At 60.1% G+C, this 17,338-nt stretch carries 17 protein-coding genes; 12 read left to right on the forward strand and 5 right to left on the reverse strand.

Annotated features, from left to right (window positions below; all coding sequences use genetic code 11):
• Positions 1-7: 7 nt before the first annotated feature.
• Genes ACFO6X_RS07840 through ACFO6X_RS07850 form a run of 3 tightly spaced genes read right to left on the reverse strand, consistent with a single transcriptional unit; the run spans position 8 to position 2,215 of the window.
• Positions 8-1,009: an amidohydrolase family protein gene (locus ACFO6X_RS07840; protein WP_382431732.1), complete on the reverse strand. Its 1,002-nt coding sequence runs from the start codon at positions 1,007-1,009 to the stop codon at positions 8-10.
• Between the two features lie 38 nt (positions 1,010-1,047).
• The gene (locus ACFO6X_RS07845) at positions 1,048-1,434 is read right to left on the reverse strand and encodes a RidA family protein (protein WP_382431734.1); all 387 of its coding nucleotides are present in this window, start codon (positions 1,432-1,434) and stop codon (positions 1,048-1,050) included.
• Positions 1,435-1,447: 13 nt separating this feature from the next.
• Positions 1,448-2,215: a GntR family transcriptional regulator gene (locus ACFO6X_RS07850; protein WP_382431736.1), complete on the reverse strand. Its 768-nt coding sequence runs from the start codon at positions 2,213-2,215 to the stop codon at positions 1,448-1,450.
• Positions 2,216-2,624: 409 nt separating this feature from the next.
• On the opposite strand from ACFO6X_RS07850, the gene ACFO6X_RS07855 reads away from it, so the two are divergent.
• The 12 genes from ACFO6X_RS07855 (at position 2,625) to ACFO6X_RS07910 (ending at position 15,115) form a co-directional block, all read left to right on the forward strand.
• Complete coding sequence (locus tag ACFO6X_RS07855; RefSeq protein ID WP_382431738.1) at positions 2,625-4,775, forward strand: acetate--CoA ligase family protein; 2,151 nt, start codon at positions 2,625-2,627, stop codon at positions 4,773-4,775.
• Positions 4,776-4,796: 21 nt separating this feature from the next.
• The gene (locus ACFO6X_RS07860) at positions 4,797-5,990 is read left to right on the forward strand and encodes an acyl-CoA dehydrogenase family protein (protein WP_382431740.1); all 1,194 of its coding nucleotides are present in this window, start codon (positions 4,797-4,799) and stop codon (positions 5,988-5,990) included.
• 36 nt (positions 5,991-6,026) lie between these two features.
• Positions 6,027-7,160: an acyl-CoA dehydrogenase family protein gene (locus ACFO6X_RS07865; protein ID WP_382431742.1), complete on the forward strand. Its 1,134-nt coding sequence runs from the start codon at positions 6,027-6,029 to the stop codon at positions 7,158-7,160.
• A 46-nt stretch (positions 7,161-7,206) separates the two neighbouring features.
• Positions 7,207-8,187, forward strand: a complete 981-nt coding sequence (locus tag ACFO6X_RS07870) for a Bug family tripartite tricarboxylate transporter substrate binding protein (RefSeq protein ID WP_382431744.1) — start codon at positions 7,207-7,209, stop codon at positions 8,185-8,187.
• Positions 8,188-8,249: 62 nt separating this feature from the next.
• Positions 8,250-9,467, forward strand: coding sequence for a thiolase domain-containing protein (locus ACFO6X_RS07875; RefSeq protein WP_382431746.1), 1,218 nt, complete (start codon positions 8,250-8,252; stop codon positions 9,465-9,467).
• Between the two features lie 4 nt (positions 9,468-9,471).
• The gene (locus ACFO6X_RS07880) at positions 9,472-9,888 is read left to right on the forward strand and encodes a Zn-ribbon domain-containing OB-fold protein (protein ID WP_382431748.1); all 417 of its coding nucleotides are present in this window, start codon (positions 9,472-9,474) and stop codon (positions 9,886-9,888) included.
• A gap of 12 nt (positions 9,889-9,900) precedes the next feature.
• Positions 9,901-11,112 (forward strand): CaiB/BaiF CoA transferase family protein, encoded by a 1,212-nt coding sequence (locus tag ACFO6X_RS07885; RefSeq protein ID WP_382431753.1) that lies wholly within the window; start codon positions 9,901-9,903, stop codon positions 11,110-11,112.
• Between the two features lie 23 nt (positions 11,113-11,135).
• On the forward strand, positions 11,136-12,137 hold the full coding sequence (locus ACFO6X_RS07890; protein ID WP_382431755.1) for a DODA-type extradiol aromatic ring-opening family dioxygenase: 1,002 nt from the start codon (positions 11,136-11,138) through the stop codon (positions 12,135-12,137).
• 25 nt (positions 12,138-12,162) lie between these two features.
• Entirely contained in the window at positions 12,163-12,870 is a 708-nt protein-coding gene (locus tag ACFO6X_RS07895) for an RraA family protein (protein ID WP_382431757.1), read from the forward strand.
• Positions 12,867-13,535 (forward strand): RraA family protein, encoded by a 669-nt coding sequence (locus tag ACFO6X_RS07900; RefSeq protein ID WP_382431759.1) that lies wholly within the window; start codon positions 12,867-12,869, stop codon positions 13,533-13,535. Before ACFO6X_RS07895 ends, ACFO6X_RS07900 begins: the two co-directional genes overlap by 4 nt.
• Entirely contained in the window at positions 13,532-14,206 is a 675-nt protein-coding gene (locus ACFO6X_RS07905) for a 4-carboxy-4-hydroxy-2-oxoadipate aldolase/oxaloacetate decarboxylase (RefSeq protein WP_382431761.1), read from the forward strand. Before ACFO6X_RS07900 ends, ACFO6X_RS07905 begins: the two co-directional genes overlap by 4 nt.
• 108 nt (positions 14,207-14,314) lie before the next feature.
• Positions 14,315-15,115 carry an enoyl-CoA hydratase/isomerase family protein gene (locus ACFO6X_RS07910; protein WP_382431763.1) on the forward strand — a complete coding sequence of 267 codons (801 nt, stop codon included), beginning with the start codon at positions 14,315-14,317 and terminating at the stop codon, positions 15,113-15,115.
• Between the two features lie 66 nt (positions 15,116-15,181).
• Here the strand turns inward: ACFO6X_RS07910 and ACFO6X_RS07915 are convergent, their stop codons facing one another.
• Together ACFO6X_RS07915 and ACFO6X_RS07920 are read right to left on the reverse strand one after the other, a co-directional pair.
• Positions 15,182-17,077, reverse strand: coding sequence for a propionate--CoA ligase (locus ACFO6X_RS07915; RefSeq protein WP_382431765.1), 1,896 nt, complete (start codon positions 17,075-17,077; stop codon positions 15,182-15,184).
• A gap of 110 nt (positions 17,078-17,187) precedes the next feature.
• Positions 17,188-17,310, reverse strand: coding sequence for a zinc ribbon domain-containing protein (locus ACFO6X_RS07920; protein ID WP_382431789.1), 123 nt, complete (start codon positions 17,308-17,310; stop codon positions 17,188-17,190).
• Positions 17,311-17,338 lie beyond the last annotated feature (28 nt).

Genomic DNA, 17,338 nt, shown 5'->3' on the forward strand with positions numbered 1-17,338 from the left:
CGTCTGGTTAACAGTCTTCGTCTTTGCGGAAGGCGCGTGAGTAGATGCGACGGCAGTTGCATTCGAAGATGTTCTGCCGCTGGGCTTCGGTGAGCCAGTCGATGCTCTCGATCACGGGTTTCATGTCGTCGTAGTCGCGGCCACTGATAGGGTCACGCGAGCTGCCGGTGCCGGGCTTTTCGGTGCCAAACAGCACGTTGTCGGTGCCTGCCACTTTGAGCAGCAGCTCGATGGATTCTTTGCTGTAGTTGCAGGTATCAAAGTAGAGCTTGCGCAGCTGCTCATCAAAGGTTTCTTTCTCGCCCTTGCGCACGCTCCAGGAGCGAAAGCGTCCCATCTGGTAAGGAATGGCACCGCCACCGTGGGCCACCACGATTTTCAGTGTGGGGAAGGTGTCGAAAATCTTCGCGTGCAGCAGCGAAATGATGGCGATGCTTTCTTCGTTGATGAACTTGAGCGTGTAGGACTCGCGGGCGCTGCAACTGGCGGCGGAATGGATCAGACCGGGCACATCCAGCTCGGTCATGGCTTGGTACAGCGGGTGCCAATAGGGGTCGCCCAAGCCGGGAGGATCGCCCAGCCCTTCGGTCGGGTCGGGGTTGATGAGCGTGCCCACAAATCCCAGCTCTTGAATGCAGCGGCGCAACTCGGGAATGACCCGTAGTTCCAGTGCCTCGTCCATGTACTGTGGCAGGCCAGCGACCCCCCGAAAACGGTCGGGAAACAGTTGAACGAACTGGGCGATCAGGTCGTTGCAATGCCGGTTCCACAGTTCGGCCACCCGGCCAGGCTTGACCGAGTGCATTTGCAAATAGGGCCGTGGTGAGATGAATTGCACATCGGTACCTACCGAATCCATGCCACGCACCAGCTCTTCGGCCACTTTGCGCACCGAGGCTTCGGGAATTTTGGGCAGGGTGTTGGGGTTGGCTCGGCCACCGACCAGTTCCGCCATGAAGCGAAAGCTCTCGGGGGGCATGACGATGTGGGCATGCGAGTCAATGATCATGGGGGCAGTCTCCTTAGCGTGGATGGGGGATGTGTGATTTATTGGATGACGGCCATGGCCTCAAGCTGCACAGCCATGCCGTGTTGCAGTTCATAGACGAGGATGTGGCGCGCTGGGCGGTCGTGTGGGTCGGGGAAGCAGGCGAGCCATTCGGTATTGATGGCTTCGCGCACAGCGTTGTCCCGGATGTAGACGGTCAGCTTGACCACATCAGAGAGTTGGGCACCACCGGCCTGTATGAAGGTTTTGAGGTTGGCAAAGGCTTGGGCCACTTGGGCTGCCGGATCGCTGGGCAGTTGGCCGGTGGCCGGATCTTTGCCCGAGATGGCTGAAGAGCACAGCACATTGCCCACGCGGGCACCCGCAGGAATGGGGGCATTGTGCGAGGCACCTGGAACCTCGATGGAGCGGTGGTGCAGGGTCATGGGGTGGCAGCTTTCAGAGGTCGTTGGATTCGGTATCGAAGAAACTGCTGGGCATGCGGGCCAGAAACTCGGAAAAGCCGGTCGAGCCTGCTGGCACATGCAGCAGCATGGTGTGTGAGGCCAATGATTCGTCACCTTCTTGGATGGCACGGGCCACCTTCAGGTGCTCTTGCAGAGATTTGCTGATCTGTGCCTTGGTGTGAAAGTCGCGGATGCGGTATCGCTGGATTTGGCGGCGGGCATTGCGGATCAGTTCGGCCAAATAGGGGTTGCGGCTGCCGGTGTAGATCGTTTCGTGAAAAAAGCTGTTGGCAATGGCGTACTCAGCCATGCCACCCTGCACCGCTGCATCTTGGCAGCGTTGCACCGCTTCATCGAGCTGGTGGCGCAATGGTTCATCCACGCGGCGGGCCGCTAGCTTGGCGCACAGTGCCTCGAGTTCACCCACGCTTTCCATGATGGAGCGCACCTGACTGACGGACAAGCGCGACACGCTCACGCCTTGGCGCGGGGCAATACGCACCAGATCGCGGGCGGCCAGTTGTTGCAAAGCCTCACGCACGGGGGTGCGTGAGACCTGAAATCGGGTAGCCAACGCGCGCTCATCCAGTGGTGCCCCAGGCGGCAAGGTGCCACTTTCAATTTCTTCTTGCAAGGTGGTACGAATTTCGTTGGCCCGACCACCGCGTGGACGCAACTCATCTGCGGAGCAAGGCAGTTCTGTCTCCAGTGGCAGGTGCTCCATCAGGGCGGTGGTGGGGTCGGTGTGTTTCATAGGCATTTGAAATATATCTCCAAAGTGTTGTGGTATGCAATAGTTTTTTTAAAAAATGCCACAAAGGGTTGGGTAAGGCCCGCAAGACGTGGGCTACACCAGCGGGTACCGCTTGCTATTGTGCGGTCAAGTGCAAGACGTTGATTTTTGTCTGCTGCTATAGGGATGTAAGAGAGAAAACAGCGGGCCATAGCCTCTGTTGGTCTGGGGGAAGCAGTACACCGGAAGTGGTGAGTGAGGCTTTTTGGTGTGCAAATACAGAAGTAACTAGCCATTAGTACAAACCCTTAAAACACCTAATTTGCATTTCTGGTGTATTGAAAATGGGTTTTATGTATGCCAGAATCGGCCCCATTCGGCGGTGCTGCTTTGGCAAACCGCGTTTCCCTTACTTCTCCCACAAGGATCTGTCTGCATGAACCCGTCTGCCCGGAGTCAAGAAGAGCCCAGCGTTTTTGCTGTTGATCACATCCTCCAGCCCCGTTCCATTGCCATCGTTGGGGCTTCTGCCGACCCTCGGGCTTTTGGTGGTTTTGTACTCGCCAATTTGGAGCGTTATGCCTACGGTGGGGTGATCCATCTGGTCAGTCGCAGCAGCACGGAGATTCATGGACACCCGTGCGTAGCCACGGTGGATGCGCTGCCTGAAAACATCGATCTGGCTGTGCTTGCCATTCCAGAGGCTGGGGTGTTGGATGCCATCAGGGCACTGGCGGCCCGCCGTTGTCGTGCGGCGGTGTTGTTTGCCTCGGGCTATGCGGAGGCGGGTGAAGAAGGCCAAGCACGCCAAGCAGAATTGGCCCAAGTGGCGCAAGAGGCGGGCATTTTGTTGGTTGGGCCTAATTGCATGGGGTTTACCAATTTGGCCGCAGGGGTGCCTATTACTTTTGAGCCGATGCCCGTGCGCGCCCGTGAAACCCGCCCTGGGGTAGGGGTGGTGGCACAGAGTGGGTTCATGGCAGCCAACCTGCGCGATGCTTTGTTGGGCCGTGGTGTTCCGGTGACTTCGGTGTTTTCTACGGGCAACGAGGTGGCGGTGGCAGTGGAAGACATCGTGGCGCACTACCTTGCCGATGCGCAGACCCGGGTGATCACCGTGTATGCCGAGCAGATTCGTCGGCCCCGTGTGTTTTTGCAACTGGCTGCCCGAGCGCGTGCGCTAGGCAAGCCCATTGTGCTGTTGATGCCGGGGCGCAGCGCCCGTGCGCGAGAGGCTGCCCAGTCGCATACCGGCGCTTTGGCGGGCGACCACGCCACGGCCACAGCCCTGTTGCAACGTGAGGCGGTGGTGGTGGTGGAGTCGCTGGATGAGCTACTGGATGTGAGTGCGGTTTTATTGCGTTACCCACAGCCACCGGCTGGAGGCACTGCCTTTATGACTGGCTCGGGGGCGATGAAGAACATTGCGCTCGATTTTGCTGACAGTTTGGGCCTGGATTTGCCTGCACTGACCCCCGCCACCGTAGAAAAACTGACAGCCTTGCTGCCCGGATATGCGGTGGCCGAGAACCCACTGGACTACACCACCATCAGTGTGCGCAACCCTGGGGTGGTGGGCGAGTTGTTGCTCACCATGTTGGAGGACGCCCACATTGGCAACATTGTGCTGGCCATCCCGGTAGGGCCAACCGTAGCGCAACAAGACAAGGCCGAACACATTATTCCCACCATCGCCCAAGCTACTAAGCCCACGGTGCTGGTACTGACGGGGGATACCAGCCCGGTAGAGCCATTCTTTTTGGAGGCCATCCAGCGCAGTGGTGTGCCGTTGTTTCGCTCGGCAGACCGGGCTTTGCGTGCTGTGCGCCGCGTGGCCGTCTATGGCGAGGCCTTGCAGCGGGCCGCTCGGGCCAGTGCAGCGCCAGTGCAGGCCTTGCCATTGCCCGGCGCAGTGCCCCCCAATGGGATTTTTGCTGAATACCAAGGCAAGGCTTGGTTGCAACAGGCCGGGTTGCCAGTGCCCCAGGGTATGTTGGCCCGTACCGCCCACGAGGCCGTGCAGATCGCGGCCGATATTGGCTACCCCGTGGTGCTGAAGGCGCAGGCCAGTGCTTTGCCCCACAAAAGTGATGTGGGGGGGGTGCTGGTAGGACTGGCCGACGAGGCTGCGTTGCGTGCAGGCTGGGTACAGCTGTTTGCCAATGTGCGCCAGCACCGCCCTGATCTGGTGCTGGACGGTGCGTTGATTGAGGGGATGGGGCCGCGCGGGCTGGAGTTGGTGGTGGGAGCCAAGCGCGATGCCGAATGGGGGCCAGTGGTGCTGGTGGGCTTGGGGGGCGTTTGGATCGAGGCCTTGAAAGACGTGCGCCTGATTCCTGCTGACATGGCGGAGCAAGACATTGTGGTGGAGCTGGGTCGACTCAAAGCGGCAGCGGTATTGCAAGGCGTTCGCGGGGCTGTGGGGGTGGATTTGCAAGCCATTGCCAAGGTGGTGGCGCTGGTGGGTGCGCAGATGCGGGCCAATCCGCAGATTACCGAGATCGACATCAACCCGTTGGTGGCTTATCCCGCAGGCAGCACACAACCCGTGTTGGCGCTGGATGCCTTGGTGCTGGCCAGCGCCTGATCCACCCCAAGGAGATTGACCATGAAATTACAGTTTTCTCCGGAAGAAGAAGCTTTTCGTCTGGAAGTTCGGGCATTTGTCCAACAACACCTGCCTGCTGATATTCGGCGCAAGGTGGAGGGTGGGTTGCGTCTGGAGCACCAAGACTATGTGACCTGGTTTCGCATTTTGGAAGCGCGCGGCTGGCTGACGCCCAGTTGGCCGGTGGAGTACGGTGGCCCCGGCTGGAGCCATGTGCAACGTTATATTTTTGACGAAGAGACCTTGCTCGGTGGTGCCCCACGCATTATTGCCAGTGGTATCCAGATGCTGGGGCCGGTGCTGCACGCCTTTGGCACCGAGGAGCAAAAAAGAAAGTATTTGCCCGACATTCGCCAGAGCAATACGTGGTGGGCCCAGGGGTTTTCGGAGCCGGGTGCAGGCTCGGATCTGGCGGCGGTGCGCACCACGGCGGTGTTGGAGCCAGATGGAAAGCACTTTGTGGTCAATGGGCACAAAGTCTGGACTTCCTATGCCCACTGGTGCTCGATGATGTTTGCACTGGTGCGTACCGACCCCCATGCCACCAAGCCGCAGGAGGGGATCTCTTTTCTCCTCATTGATATGAATTCGCCCGGGTTGACGGTGCGGCCTATTCGCATGCTGGAGGGCGGAGAAGACCTCAACGAATGCTATTTGGACAACGTGCGGGTGCCGGTGGACAACTTGGTGGGTGAGCTGCACAAGGGCTGGTCTTATGGCAAGTATTTGCTGGGCCATGAGCGCACTGGTATTGCGGGCATTGGTTCTTGCAAGCAGCAATTGGCCCGTGCGCGGCGGCTGGCACAGCAGCAGGGCTTGGGCGAAGACGGCCTGTTGCAGGCCCGTTTGGCGCAATTTGAGGTGGAGCTGATGGCGCTGGAGTTTACGGCGCTGCGCCTGCTCAGTGCCAACCAACAAAGTCGCATTCCGGCTGTCGAGGCTTCCATGCTCAAGGTGCGAGGCACCGAGCTGCGTCAGGCCATTTACGAAACCTTGGTGGACATCGCTGGCCCCGACGCGGTGCCCTTCTCGGTGGAGGCGCAGTGTCTGGAGCATCTGCACCAGGCTGCCACGGGCGAGGAGTTGGTGGCCTTGGCCGCCAACTGTCTGGATTCTCGCAAGGTCACGATCTATGGCGGCACCAATGAAGTGCAGCGCAACCTGATTGCCCGTGCCGCACTGGATGCCTTTTGACCCACCGATGCCCCATGAATGGCACAAGGATTAACGATGGATTTCGCTCTGAACGATGACCACTTGGCTCTGCGCGATGCTGTGCAGCGTTTTTGTGAGGGGGAGTACCCGGCTGAACACCGGGGCAATCCCGAAACGCCGCCACAGGCGGCCCAACGTTGGGTTGCAATGGCTGAGCTGGGTTTGCTGGGCCTGCCTTTGGCGGCCCATGTGGGGGGCAGTGAGCAAGGCCCAGTAGAGGTGATGTTGGTCGCCCAGGAGTTGGGCCGTGCTTTGGGGGGCGGTGCATTTGTCTCTAGCACCGTGATGGCCGGACAGTTGCTGAGCCGCTTGGGGTCTGCCGCACAACAACAGCGTTGGTTGCCTGCACTGGCCGATGGCAGCTTGCAGGCGGCTTTGGCCTTGTATGAGGATGGCGCACGTTATGACTGGCAACAGGTACAGACCCATGCCACGGCCAAGGCTGCCGGTTATGTCCTGCAAGGTCGTAAAACCTTGGTCTTGCATGGTGATACCGCTGGGCTCTTGCTGGTGGTGGCGCGGACTGAAGGCGCCGGGGCTGGCCCCCAAGGGCTGACCGTGTTGGCCGTAGAGGCACAGGCACCGGGTGTGCAGGTGCAAGGTTTTGACACCCTGGATGGGCGCCGCGCGGCCCATGTGGAGTTCAACCAGGTGCAGGTGCCTGCTGAACAGGTGATTGGCACGCCTGGTCAGGCCGCCGAGGGTGTGGAGGCCGTGCTGCAGGCCGGTGTGGCGGCCCTGTGTGCCGAAGCGGTGGGCGCTGTCGATGCCTTGTTGACCCACACCGCAGAGCATTTGCGTACCCGCAAGCAATTTGGCGTGCCACTGGCGAAGTTTCAGGTATTGCAACACCGCATGGCCGACATGGTGATCGCGTTGGAGCAACTCAAGTCTATGGCTTGTGCCGCAGCCATGGCAGTGCAGGCCGGTGATGCCGCCCAGCGTCGCCGCATCGTATCGGCGGCCAAGGTCTTGACCAGCCAGCAGGGGCGTCAGATAGGGCTGACGGCCATTCAGATGCACGGGGCGATGGGCATGACCGACGAGTGCCGTGTGGGGCATTACGCCAAGCGTTTGATGGTGATTGGGCAACTGCTGGGGGATTCTGCCTACCACCTGCAACAACTGATGGCCCCCACGGCACCTTGAGGTCTGCTGTGCCAGCGATTTTCATAAAAAAACCGGAGACAAACCTATGAAACTTTTACAGACATTCAAGGCCACGCTGGTGTGTATGGCGGTGGGCCTGAGCCTATCGGCCACGGCCCAAGACAAACACCCCATCAGGATCTTGGTGGGCTTTCCGCCCGGTGGCTCTACCGATACCGTGGCCCGCGTGCTGGCCGATAAATTGGCCGTTGTGCTCAAGCAGCCGGTGATGGTGGACAACAAGCCCGGCGCTGGTGGCCGTTTGGCCGTCCAAACCCTCAAGACCTCGGCCCCCGATGGTCTGACCTACATGCTGGCCCCCAATGCCACTCCGGTGTTTCAGATGCTGCTCTACCCCGAGACAGTGCTCAAGTACAACCTGCTGACCGACTTCACTCCGGTGGGCTTGGTGGTTTCTTACCCCTTGGCATTGGCCGTTAGCAACCACACCGGTGCCAAGACCGCCAAAGAATATGCCGATTGGGTGAAGAACAACCCTAAAGACGCTACGTTTGGCTCGGCTGGCGCTGGGGGCCATACCCACTTCACAGGGCTGCAATGGGGCAAGATCATCGGTCAAGAATTGCAGGTGGTGCCCTACCGGGGCAATGGCCCCTTGGCTACCGACTTGTTGGGCGGGCAAATTGCCGCTGGAATCATGACGGCAGGCGACATCATTCAGCACCAGCGCAGCGGCAAGGTGCGGGTGGTGGGGCAGTTCGGTGCCAAGCGGTCTCCGGTGCTGCCCGATGTGCCCACGCTGATGGAGCAGGGCTACAAGCTCGATGCTGGAGACGCTTGGACTGGCATGTGGGCACCTGCCAAGACCCCCAAGGCTGAGATTGAGCGCATGCAGAGCGGCCTCAAGCATGTGTTGGGCTTGCCCGAGGTGCGCGAGATTTTGGTCAACAAAGCCACGCTCAATCCCGATTTTCGCAGTGGCGAAGAGATGGACAAGCTCCAGCGCAAGGAGCTGCAATTCTGGGGCCCCATCATCAAAGAGTCGGGCTTCAAGCCGGAGTCTTGAGCCATCGGCCTTTCTTTTTGGGGGCTGTGGCCCTCCCACCCGTCAATAGTGAAGCACGCACCATGAGTTTGAACGGTTCCGCCTACATTGTGGGAGCCTATGAGCACCCCACCCGCAAGGCTGATGATCTGTCCGTTGTTCGCCTGCATGCCGATGTGGCCAAAGGCGCACTGGAAGATGCAGGCTTGTCCAAAAACGACATCGATGGTTATTTTTGTGCTGGTGATGCCCCCGGCCTAGGCACCACCACCATAGCCGAATACTTGGGGCTGCAATTGCGCCATGTCGACTCCACAGAATGTGGCGGTTCGGCTCCCATCTTGCATGTGGCCCATGCGGCTGCGGCCATTGCTGCCGGGCGTTGCAACGTGGCGCTGATCACCTTGGCCGGACGTCCGCGTGCCCAGATGGCGGCTGCCCAGCAGGCTGCCAAGGAGGGCAAGGGTGGCAAAGCGCCGCTGGCCTTGAAGGCCCCTGATCCAGATGCGCCCGAGCTGGCTTTTGAGTTGCCTTATGGCCCGGCCACACAAAATCTGTATGCCGCTGTGGCCAAGCGCCACATGTATGAGTTTGGTACCACCAGCGAGCAACTGGCGTGGATCAAGGTGGCGGCATCGCACCATGCCCAGCACAACCCCCACGCCATGCTGCGTGATGTGGTGACGGTGCAAGACGTGCTTGAGTCACCTATGGTCAGTGATCCATTGCATCGTTTGGATTGCTGCGTGATGAGCGATGGCGGTGGCGCCCTGATTGTGGCCCGCCCAGAAATTGCCCGCGAATTGGCCCGCAAGAATGGCCGCCCTCTGGTCAAAGTGCGTGGCACTGGCGAGGCACCCAAGCATGGCATGGGTGGCCGCATGGATTTGACTTACTCGGCAGCGGCTTGGTCTGGCCCCTTGGCCTTTGCAGAGGCCGGTGTAACGCCCGCCGATATCCAGTATGCCTCGCTCTACGACAGCTTCACCATCACGGTGCTGATGCAGCTGGAAGACCTGGGTTTTTGCAAAAAGGGCGAGGGTGGACGGTTTGTGATGGACGGCAACCTGATCTCTGGCGTGGGCAGGTTGCCCTTTAACACCGATGGTGGTGGCCTGTGCAACAACCACCCGGCCAACCGTGGTGGCGTCACCAAAGTGATTGAGGCCGTGCGCCAACTGCGCGGCGAGGCCCATCCTGCGGTGCAGGTGCCCAACTGTGCCCTGGCGTTGGCCAATGGCATTGGTGGGGCGCTGGCCTCGCGTCACACCGCTGGCACCTTGATTTTGGAAAGGGTCTGACACCATGAACACCCCCGCAAACACTCCAGAGAAACCAGCCCACCGGCGCAAGGTGCCCGCGCCCAGGGTATTGCCCGAAACCTTGGCCTATTGGCAAGCCGCTGATGAGGGGCGTCTGTTGGTCAAGCGTTGCCGCACCTGTGGTGAATTTCACCACTATCCGCGCGACATCTGTCCCCATTGCCTCAGCAGTGACACCGAATGGTGCCAAGCCTCTGGTATGGGCAAGGTCTACTCCTTGAGCACGATGGGCCGGGGCGAGGCGGCCTACACGCTGGCCTTTGTGACGCTGCAAGAGGGCGTGACCCTGATGAGCAATTTGGTGGATTGTGATCCTGCCCGCATAGCAATTGGTGATCCGGTGCGCGTGGTGTTTCAGCCCACCGATGGTCATGCGGTGCCCATGTTTACCCCTATTTGACAGGGAATGCCAATGTCTGCAAGCCAAACCCGCCGTCAAGGGCCACTGTCGCGTTTCACTATCCTGGACGCCTCGCGGGTGCGTGCCGGCCCCACGGCCATTCGTACCTTTGCCGATTTGGGAGCCAGGGTCATCAAGCTGGAAATCCCGCCGGGAGCGCCCGGTGGCGACGACATGATTGGTAGCCGCGATCACAACCGTGCTGATTACGAAAACCTGCACCGCAACAAAGAAAGCCTGACCCTCAACATGAAGGAGCCACAGGGGTTGGAGATCCTGCATGCACTGGTCAAGACGGCAGATGTGTTCATTGAGAACTATCGCCCAGACGTCAAGTACCGCTTGGGCATAGGCCCAGACGACCTGCGCGCCATCAATCCACGGTTGGTGTATGCCAGCATTTCTGGCTTTGGACAAGATGGCCCGTATGCCAACTGGCCGGGGTTTGACTCTATTGCTCAGGGCATGGGGGGCTTGATGAGCGTTACCGGCCAGCCTGGGGCGGGGCCGATGCGGGTGGGCATTCCGATTGCCGATTTGTGTGCAGGCCACTTTTGCGCCCAAGCCATCATGGCGGCGCTGCTAGAGCGCGAAGTCACGGGAGAGGGGCAGTGGGTGCAATCTTCACTGCTGGAGTCCCAAATTGCCATGCTGGATTTTCAGGCGGCCCAGTGGCTTATTGATAAAAAAGTGCCGCAGTCCACCGGCAATGAGCACCCACTGACTGTGCCTACCGGGGTGTTTGCCACCAGCGATGGTTATATCAATCTGGCGGCCATAGGCAACACCATGTTCCGTCGCTTGTGCCAGGCGTTGGAGATGCCCGATTTGGTGGATGAGCCTGGCATGGGCTCAGACCCCGAGCGGGTGCGCAACCGTGGGCGTGTCAATGCCGCCATTGGTGCGGCCTTTAAGCTGCGCACGACCGCAGACTGGACGCAGCGCCTGTTGCAAGCCGGGGTGCCTTGCGGCCCGATCTATACGGTCGACCGCATGTTTGCCGACCCACAGGTACAACATTTGGGCATGGCCCGCACCATGCACCACCCGGAGTTGGGTGATATCGAGGTGGTGGCACTGCCCATGCAGTTCTCACGCCACCCGCGCAACGATGGCCCATTACAGCCCGCGCCGTACCAAGGCGACCAGACCGAGCAGATTCTGGGGGGGCTGGGCTATAGCACCGAGCAGATTGCTGCTTTGCGCGCCCAATTTGTTGTCTGATTTTTGGAAAGAGAACCTGCACTATGGCAAAACTCGTCGCCGCTTTTGGTTCCTCACACAGCATCATGCTGGTGTCACAGCGTGAGGATTGGCAACACCACTTTCAACTGATTGACCCGAAAAATACCCACTACTACGACAAGCAAGGCCACAAGACGGACTATGCCGCCTTGCTGGCGGCGGTGCCGCCAAACAGTGCGGCACTGGTAACGCCAGACAAAATGAGCGAGCGTTATGACGCCGCCGAGGCCGCAATGGATGTGCTGCATGAGCGCATCAAGGCGGCGCAGTTGGACGTGCTGCTCATAGTGGGCGATGACCAGACAGAGCTGTTTAGAACCAGCAACAACCCGGCCATTGCCATCTATTACGGCCACACCATTCGCAACACAGCCCGCGAGCCCGCCAGCCCCGATGACAACTGGGTCAAAACTGCCCGCATGTGGCGCCACGAACCAGAGCAAGACCGCGAATACCCGGTCAAGAGCGATATGGCCGAGTGGCTGATCCGCCAGCTTTGCGACCGTGATTTCGATATTGCGGCGCTAGACAGCATAGAGCCAGGCAAGTTTGAGGGGCATGCTTTTCAGTTCGTCCACCGCCGCTTGCTCAAGGAGCATGGTCTGGCAGTGATTCCGGTCATTCTCAATACCTTTGATCCGCCCAACCAACCCACCCCCCGACGCTGTGTGGCTCTGGGGCAGGCGCTGCGTGAACTGATTGCCCAGTGGCCGCAAGAGCTGCGTGTGGGCGTGATTGCCTCAGGTGGTTTGAGCCATTTTGTGGTCGATGAAGAACTAGACCAACAGGTGCTTAGCGCCATCCGCAACAAGGACAGCGCCGCCTTGGCCGCCTTCGATCCCAAGCTGTTGCAAGCGGGCAGCTCAGAAATTCGCAACTGGCTGGTGGTGGGCGAAATGGCTAAGGAGTTGGACTTGGAATGGGTGCAGTACGTGCCCGGATACCGCACCCCCGCCCTCACGGGTACTGGGCTGGCCTTTGCCGCCTGGAAAACCTTGCCCTGAACCTTTGTGCCTACCAAGGAAAACCATGACTGATTCCCCAAACCATGTGCAGCGTTTGCGCCGTCTGGACGCTTGCGCTGTGTCGGATGCACTGGACAAACTGGGTCTGCCCGGTGTGGTAACCCACCTTGCCCAACGCAGCAGCGGCCCCGGTGGTGCCAGCCGCATTGCAGGGCGTGCCGTGACCATGAAGGTCGGCCCCGGTCAGCCTCCTGCGGGCCCACCCCGGCATCTGGGTTGTAGTGCCATTGAGCAGGCCGACAGCCACAGCGTCATTGTGGTCGAGCAGCGCAGTGGCGTGGAAGCCGGTTGCTGGGGGGGGCTGCTGACACTCGGGGCCAAGGTGCGTGGCGTGGCCGGTGTCATTGCCGATGGCCCTTTGCGGGATGTAGACGAGGCCATAGCGTACGAATTCCCCATCTATAGCCGCAGCCTGTCTGCACGCACTGCACGGGGCCGGGTGGTGGAGTTGGGCACCCAAGTGCCCGTGACCATCGGTGTTGGCACCGGCCCCGGTTTGGGTGGCGAAGTGCTTGTCAACCCCGGTGACTATGTGCTGGCCGACCGCAGTGCCGTCATTTTTATTGCGGCAGAACAAATTGAACAGGTGCTGGAGGCTGCCGAGACCATTGTGGCCAAAGAGGCTGCTATGGCCAAGGCCATTTTGGCAGGAACGCCCATGACGCAGGTCATGGGTGGCAACTACGAACACATGCTGGAGAAATCAATATGAGCAATATTCCCCAAGACGAAAACGTGGCCCGTGCCGCTCGGCTCGACACCCCCACCCTCTCGGACGCTTTGGACAAGCTGGGCATTGTGGGCCAGTGCTACAAGATCAAGCCCCGCAGCAGCGACTTTCGCATGGCAGGCCGTGCTTGGACACTGAAATACGGCCCGGCACAAAACCCGCCCGGCACGGTGGGCGACTTTATCGACGATGTGGCTCCCGGCAGCGTGATCGTACTGGACAACAATGGCCGTGAAGATGCCACGGTCTGGGGTGACATTCTGACCGAAATTGCCCACCGTCGCGGTATTGCAGGCACCGTGATCGATGGCATCAACCGTGATACCCATCTTTGCTTGTCACTGGGTTATCCGGTGTTTTCCAAAGACCATTGGATGCGCACAGGCAAAGACCGGGTGCAGGTGGAGGCCACGGGCATTCCGGTGCAAATTGGTGGCGCTCGCGTAGCCCCCGGCGACATCTTGAAGGGCGATACTGACGGTGTTGTGGTCATCCCCCAAGAGCATGAAGACCGTGTGCTGGCGATAGCTGAGGAAATCGAGGCGGCAGAGAACCACATTCGAGCCGCAGCACGTAGCGGTATCCGGCTGGATGCAGCACGCAAGCAGTTCAAGTACCACCAACTTCAGAGCCGGGAGGCCACATGAGCCAGCTCTTGGATCGGGTAGATCCCGCATCAACCACATGCCTGAATTTTCAGCGCCTCTCGCCAGCCTTGGTGGCTGCCGCCGCATGTCTGCCCACAGCAACGCTGCATGAAGCAGCGAAAAAGAAAGGGGCGCTGCCCTCGGCCATCAAGCCAGTGGCCCCTCACTTCCGTTGTGCAGGCTCTGCCCTGACGGTGCATTCACCCGGTGGAGACAATCTCTGGCTGCATCGCGCACTGGAGCTGTCACGGCCCGGAGATGTGTTGGTGGTTCACACCAGTGGGGTGTATGAGCATGGCTATTGGGGTGAAATCATGACCACTATGGCCAAGGTGCGCGGGCTGGCCGGCTTGGTGATTGACGGTTGTGTGCGCGACAGCGTGTTGTTGGCCGACATTGGTTTTCCGGTGTTTGCACGCGGCCTGTGCATCCAAGGAACGGGCAAAGATTTTGGTGCCACAGGCTGGATCAACCATCCAGTCATGATGGGGCAAGTGGTGGTGCAAGCGGGCGATTTGGTGGTGGGCGATGCCGATGGGGTGGTTGCCATTGCGCAGTCCTGTGCTGCGGAGGTGGTGGCCGAGGGGCAGCAGCGCGAGGCCGACGAGGCCGCCATCTTGCAGCGCCTGCAAGCGGGCGAGAGTACCTTGGCTGTCTACGGCTGGCATTGAGCCGGTGGGGCGTGGTGTCGCTGTGGTGGAGAGCGCATGCGCTGTCTGCACAGGTATTCTTGCGCCTTTGTCAATGCAGCCCATCTCCTTGTGCATCGAAAGAACCGTATGTCTGACACCCTTGCCCCTACCCCATCTACGCCTGTTTTCTCCCTTGCCGCAGGCGGCGTGGCCACAATCACGCTCAACCGTCCGGCACACCGTAACCGACTGGAAAATGCCGATCTGAAAGCCCTGCTGCACCTGTTTGCCCAAATAGATGCTGATCCCAGCATCCGGGTGGTGGTGCTCACGGCCAACACGACCGATCAGCCCAAGCCGGTGTTTTGTGCGGGCTACCACATTGGTGGTTTTGGTGGGGAAGATGAGAGTGGCTCGGCATTGTTTGAGCGTGTGGCCGATGCCTTGGCCGTGCTGCATCCGGTGACGATTTGCGCCCTGAATGGCAGTGTGTACGGTGGTGCCACCGATTTGGTACTGGCCTGTGATTTGCGTGTGGCCCTCGATGGTATTGAGTTTCGTATGCCTGCCACCGCCTTGGGGTTGCACTACTACCCCAGCGGTCTACAACGCTATGTGGCACGGCTGGGGGTCTCGGCAGCCAAGCGTGCTTTTCTGACAGCCCGACCTTTTACTGCGCAAATGCTCTGGAATACGGGTTGTCTGGAGGCGGTGGTGCCCGACGTGGCCGCTATGGATGCTACCGTGGCCGACTTGGTACAAGAGGTGTCGGCATTGGCCCCGCTGGCCGTACGGGCGACCAAGCAATCGATCAATGAGATTGCTACGGGCCAGCCCAACTGGCCCGCCATGCGCGAACGCGAGGCGCTCACATCCGAAAGCGCCGACTTTGCCGAAGGACGCCGTGCCTTTGCCGAGCGGCGCAAGCCGGTGTTTACCGGACATTGAGCCAGACGTTAAAAAAGCCGCAATGCCCGACAAGGCATTGCGGCTCATCGCCCTACAGGAACTGAATCAGGAGCCGACCAGATCACGCACCTGTTGCAGCACGGCGGGGTCTTCCATCGTGGTCAGGTCGCCCGGATCACGCTTTTCGGCCACGGCTTGCAAGGCGCGGCGCAAGAGTTTGCCGCTGCGGGTTTTGGGCAGCAGCCCCACCAGATAAACGCGCGATGGACGTGCCACGGCACCCAGCTTGTGGTCCACCACTTGCATCACTTCGGTCTCTAGTGCCTTGCGGGCAGCGTCATCGCCCAGGCTGCTGGCATCGCGTGGTACGGCAAAGGCCAAGGCGACTTGGCCTTTGAGGTTGTCGGCCACACCCACCACGGCCACTTCAGCAATGTTGGGGTGCGAAGCAATGCACTCCTCAATCTCGCGGGTACCCAAGCGGTGCCCAGCCACGTTGATCACATCGTCGGTGCGGCCCAAAATGAAGTGGTAGCCATCGGCATCGCGGATGCCCCAGTCAAAGGTGCTGTAAATCAGGCGGCCCGGAATGCTCTTCCAGTAGGTGTTGACGAAGCGGTCGTCGTCGCGCCAGACGGTTTGCATACAGCCGGGGGGCAGTGGGCCTTCAATCGCTACCACGCCTTTTTGGTTGGGGGTGGTCAGTTCTTCGCCGGTGGCTTCGTCAATCAGCTTGACGTTGTAGCCATACACGGCCTTGCCAGGGCTGCCAAAGCGGGTGGATTGTGGCTCGACGCCATTGGCCAGCGTGAGGATGGGCCAGCCGGTTTCGGTTTGCCAGTAGTTGTCAATGATGGGCACATTGAGCGAGCTGCTGATCCACTGGGCGGTAGGCTCATCCAGCGGTTCACCGGCCAGCCACAGGGCTTTGAGGCTAGAGACGTTGTATTTAGCCAGATAAGCGGGGTCTTGCTTTTTGAGCACGCGCACAGCCGTGGGGGCCGAGAACATGTGCGTGACCTTGTATTTCTCGACAATGCTCCACCAGATGCCTGCGTCGGGGCGGGTGGGCAAGCCTTCGTACATGATGGTGGCCATGCCAGCAATCAGGGGGCCATAAATGATGTAGCTGTGGCCCACCACCCAGCCGATGTCGCTGGTAGCAAAGAAGGTTTGACCTGCTTCGGCATCAAAGATGTGCTTCATGCTGGCAGCCAGTGCTACGGTATAGCCGCCGGTGTCGCGTTGCACGCCCTTGGGCTTGCCCGTGGTGCCGCTGGTGTAGAGGGTGTAGCTGGGATCGGTGGACTCTAGCCACTCGCAAGGCACTTGGGCATTCAGGTGCTGCTCGCGCAGGCTGGCCCAATCTTGGTCGCGGCCTTCTACCCAATCCATCGGGGCCAAGCCGCGGTTGACCATCAACACGGCTTGGGGTTTGTGGCTGGACAACGCAATGGCTTCGTCCAACAGCGGCTTGTAAGGCACCACTTTGCCACCGCGCGAACCAGCATCGGCACTGACCACGGCCACGGGCTGTGCGTCTTCAATGCGTGAGGCCAGCGAGCCCGAGGCAAAACCACCAAACACCACCGAGTGCAGGGCGCCAATGCGCACACAGGCCAACATGGCAAAGGCGGCTTCGGCAATCATGGGCATGTAGATCAGGACGCGGTCACCCTTTTTCACGCCCAAGGCTTGCAGGCTGGCGGCCATGCGTTGCACCTCGGCGTGCAACTCGGCAAAGCTGTAGCTGCGCTCGGTGTTGGTTTCGGTGGAGATGGCGATGAGCGCGGCTTGATCGGCGCGGCTAGCCAGGTGGCGATCTACGGCGTTGTGGCACAGGTTGGTCGTGCCGCCGACAAACCAACGGGCAAAGGGCGGGTTGCTGTAGTCGCAAATTTGCTGGGGCTGGGTTTGCCAGTCAATCAGGCGAGCCTGCTCGGCCCAGAAAGAGTCCCGTTCAGTGATGGAGCGTTGGTGAAATTCGGCGTAGCTGGTCATGCAATGTCTCCGAGGGGCGCGCACAGGTAGTGGCAATTTTGAATTCATAATTATTTATCTTGTGTGCTTGCGGGAAGCTGACGCGGTTTGTCATTGACATCCTCCCCGCCCTAAAGGACGGGGATTCCTACTGCTAGACGGCGATGCCCCGCCGCGAGAATGTTGCGTGCTGCATTCACATCGCGGTCGTGTTCCGCCCCGCAATCGCTGCACTTCCACTCTCTTATTCGCAAACCCGCTCTACCTTTCGGACTGCTGGCA

This window comes from Giesbergeria sinuosa, from assembly GCF_042652905.1.
Classification (GTDB): Bacteria; Pseudomonadota; Gammaproteobacteria; order Burkholderiales; family Burkholderiaceae_C; genus Simplicispira; species Simplicispira sinuosa.

What these genes read in the sequence shown, in the direction of transcription:
- ACFO6X_RS07840 (WP_382431732.1), bottom strand. Translation starts at nt 1,009, where the DNA reads ATGATCATTGACTCGCATGCCCACATCGTCATGCCCCCCGAGAGCTTT.
- ACFO6X_RS07845 (WP_382431734.1), bottom strand. Translation starts at nt 1,434, where the DNA reads ATGACCCTGCACCACCGCTCCATCGAGGTTCCAGGTGCCTCGCACAAT.
- ACFO6X_RS07850 (WP_382431736.1), bottom strand. Translation starts at nt 2,215, where the DNA reads ATGCCTATGAAACACACCGACCCCACCACCGCCCTGATGGAGCACCTG.
- ACFO6X_RS07855 (WP_382431738.1), top strand. Translation starts at nt 2,625, where the DNA reads ATGAACCCGTCTGCCCGGAGTCAAGAAGAGCCCAGCGTTTTTGCTGTT.
- ACFO6X_RS07860 (WP_382431740.1), top strand. Translation starts at nt 4,797, where the DNA reads ATGAAATTACAGTTTTCTCCGGAAGAAGAAGCTTTTCGTCTGGAAGTT.
- ACFO6X_RS07865 (WP_382431742.1), top strand. Translation starts at nt 6,027, where the DNA reads ATGGATTTCGCTCTGAACGATGACCACTTGGCTCTGCGCGATGCTGTG.
- ACFO6X_RS07870 (WP_382431744.1), top strand. Translation starts at nt 7,207, where the DNA reads ATGAAACTTTTACAGACATTCAAGGCCACGCTGGTGTGTATGGCGGTG.
- ACFO6X_RS07875 (WP_382431746.1), top strand. Translation starts at nt 8,250, where the DNA reads ATGAGTTTGAACGGTTCCGCCTACATTGTGGGAGCCTATGAGCACCCC.
- ACFO6X_RS07880 (WP_382431748.1), top strand. Translation starts at nt 9,472, where the DNA reads ATGAACACCCCCGCAAACACTCCAGAGAAACCAGCCCACCGGCGCAAG.
- ACFO6X_RS07885 (WP_382431753.1), top strand. Translation starts at nt 9,901, where the DNA reads ATGTCTGCAAGCCAAACCCGCCGTCAAGGGCCACTGTCGCGTTTCACT.
- ACFO6X_RS07890 (WP_382431755.1), top strand. Translation starts at nt 11,136, where the DNA reads ATGGCAAAACTCGTCGCCGCTTTTGGTTCCTCACACAGCATCATGCTG.
- ACFO6X_RS07895 (WP_382431757.1), top strand. Translation starts at nt 12,163, where the DNA reads ATGACTGATTCCCCAAACCATGTGCAGCGTTTGCGCCGTCTGGACGCT.
- ACFO6X_RS07900 (WP_382431759.1), top strand. Translation starts at nt 12,867, where the DNA reads ATGAGCAATATTCCCCAAGACGAAAACGTGGCCCGTGCCGCTCGGCTC.
- ACFO6X_RS07905 (WP_382431761.1), top strand. Translation starts at nt 13,532, where the DNA reads ATGAGCCAGCTCTTGGATCGGGTAGATCCCGCATCAACCACATGCCTG.
- ACFO6X_RS07910 (WP_382431763.1), top strand. Translation starts at nt 14,315, where the DNA reads ATGTCTGACACCCTTGCCCCTACCCCATCTACGCCTGTTTTCTCCCTT.
- ACFO6X_RS07915 (WP_382431765.1), bottom strand. Translation starts at nt 17,077, where the DNA reads ATGACCAGCTACGCCGAATTTCACCAACGCTCCATCACTGAACGGGAC.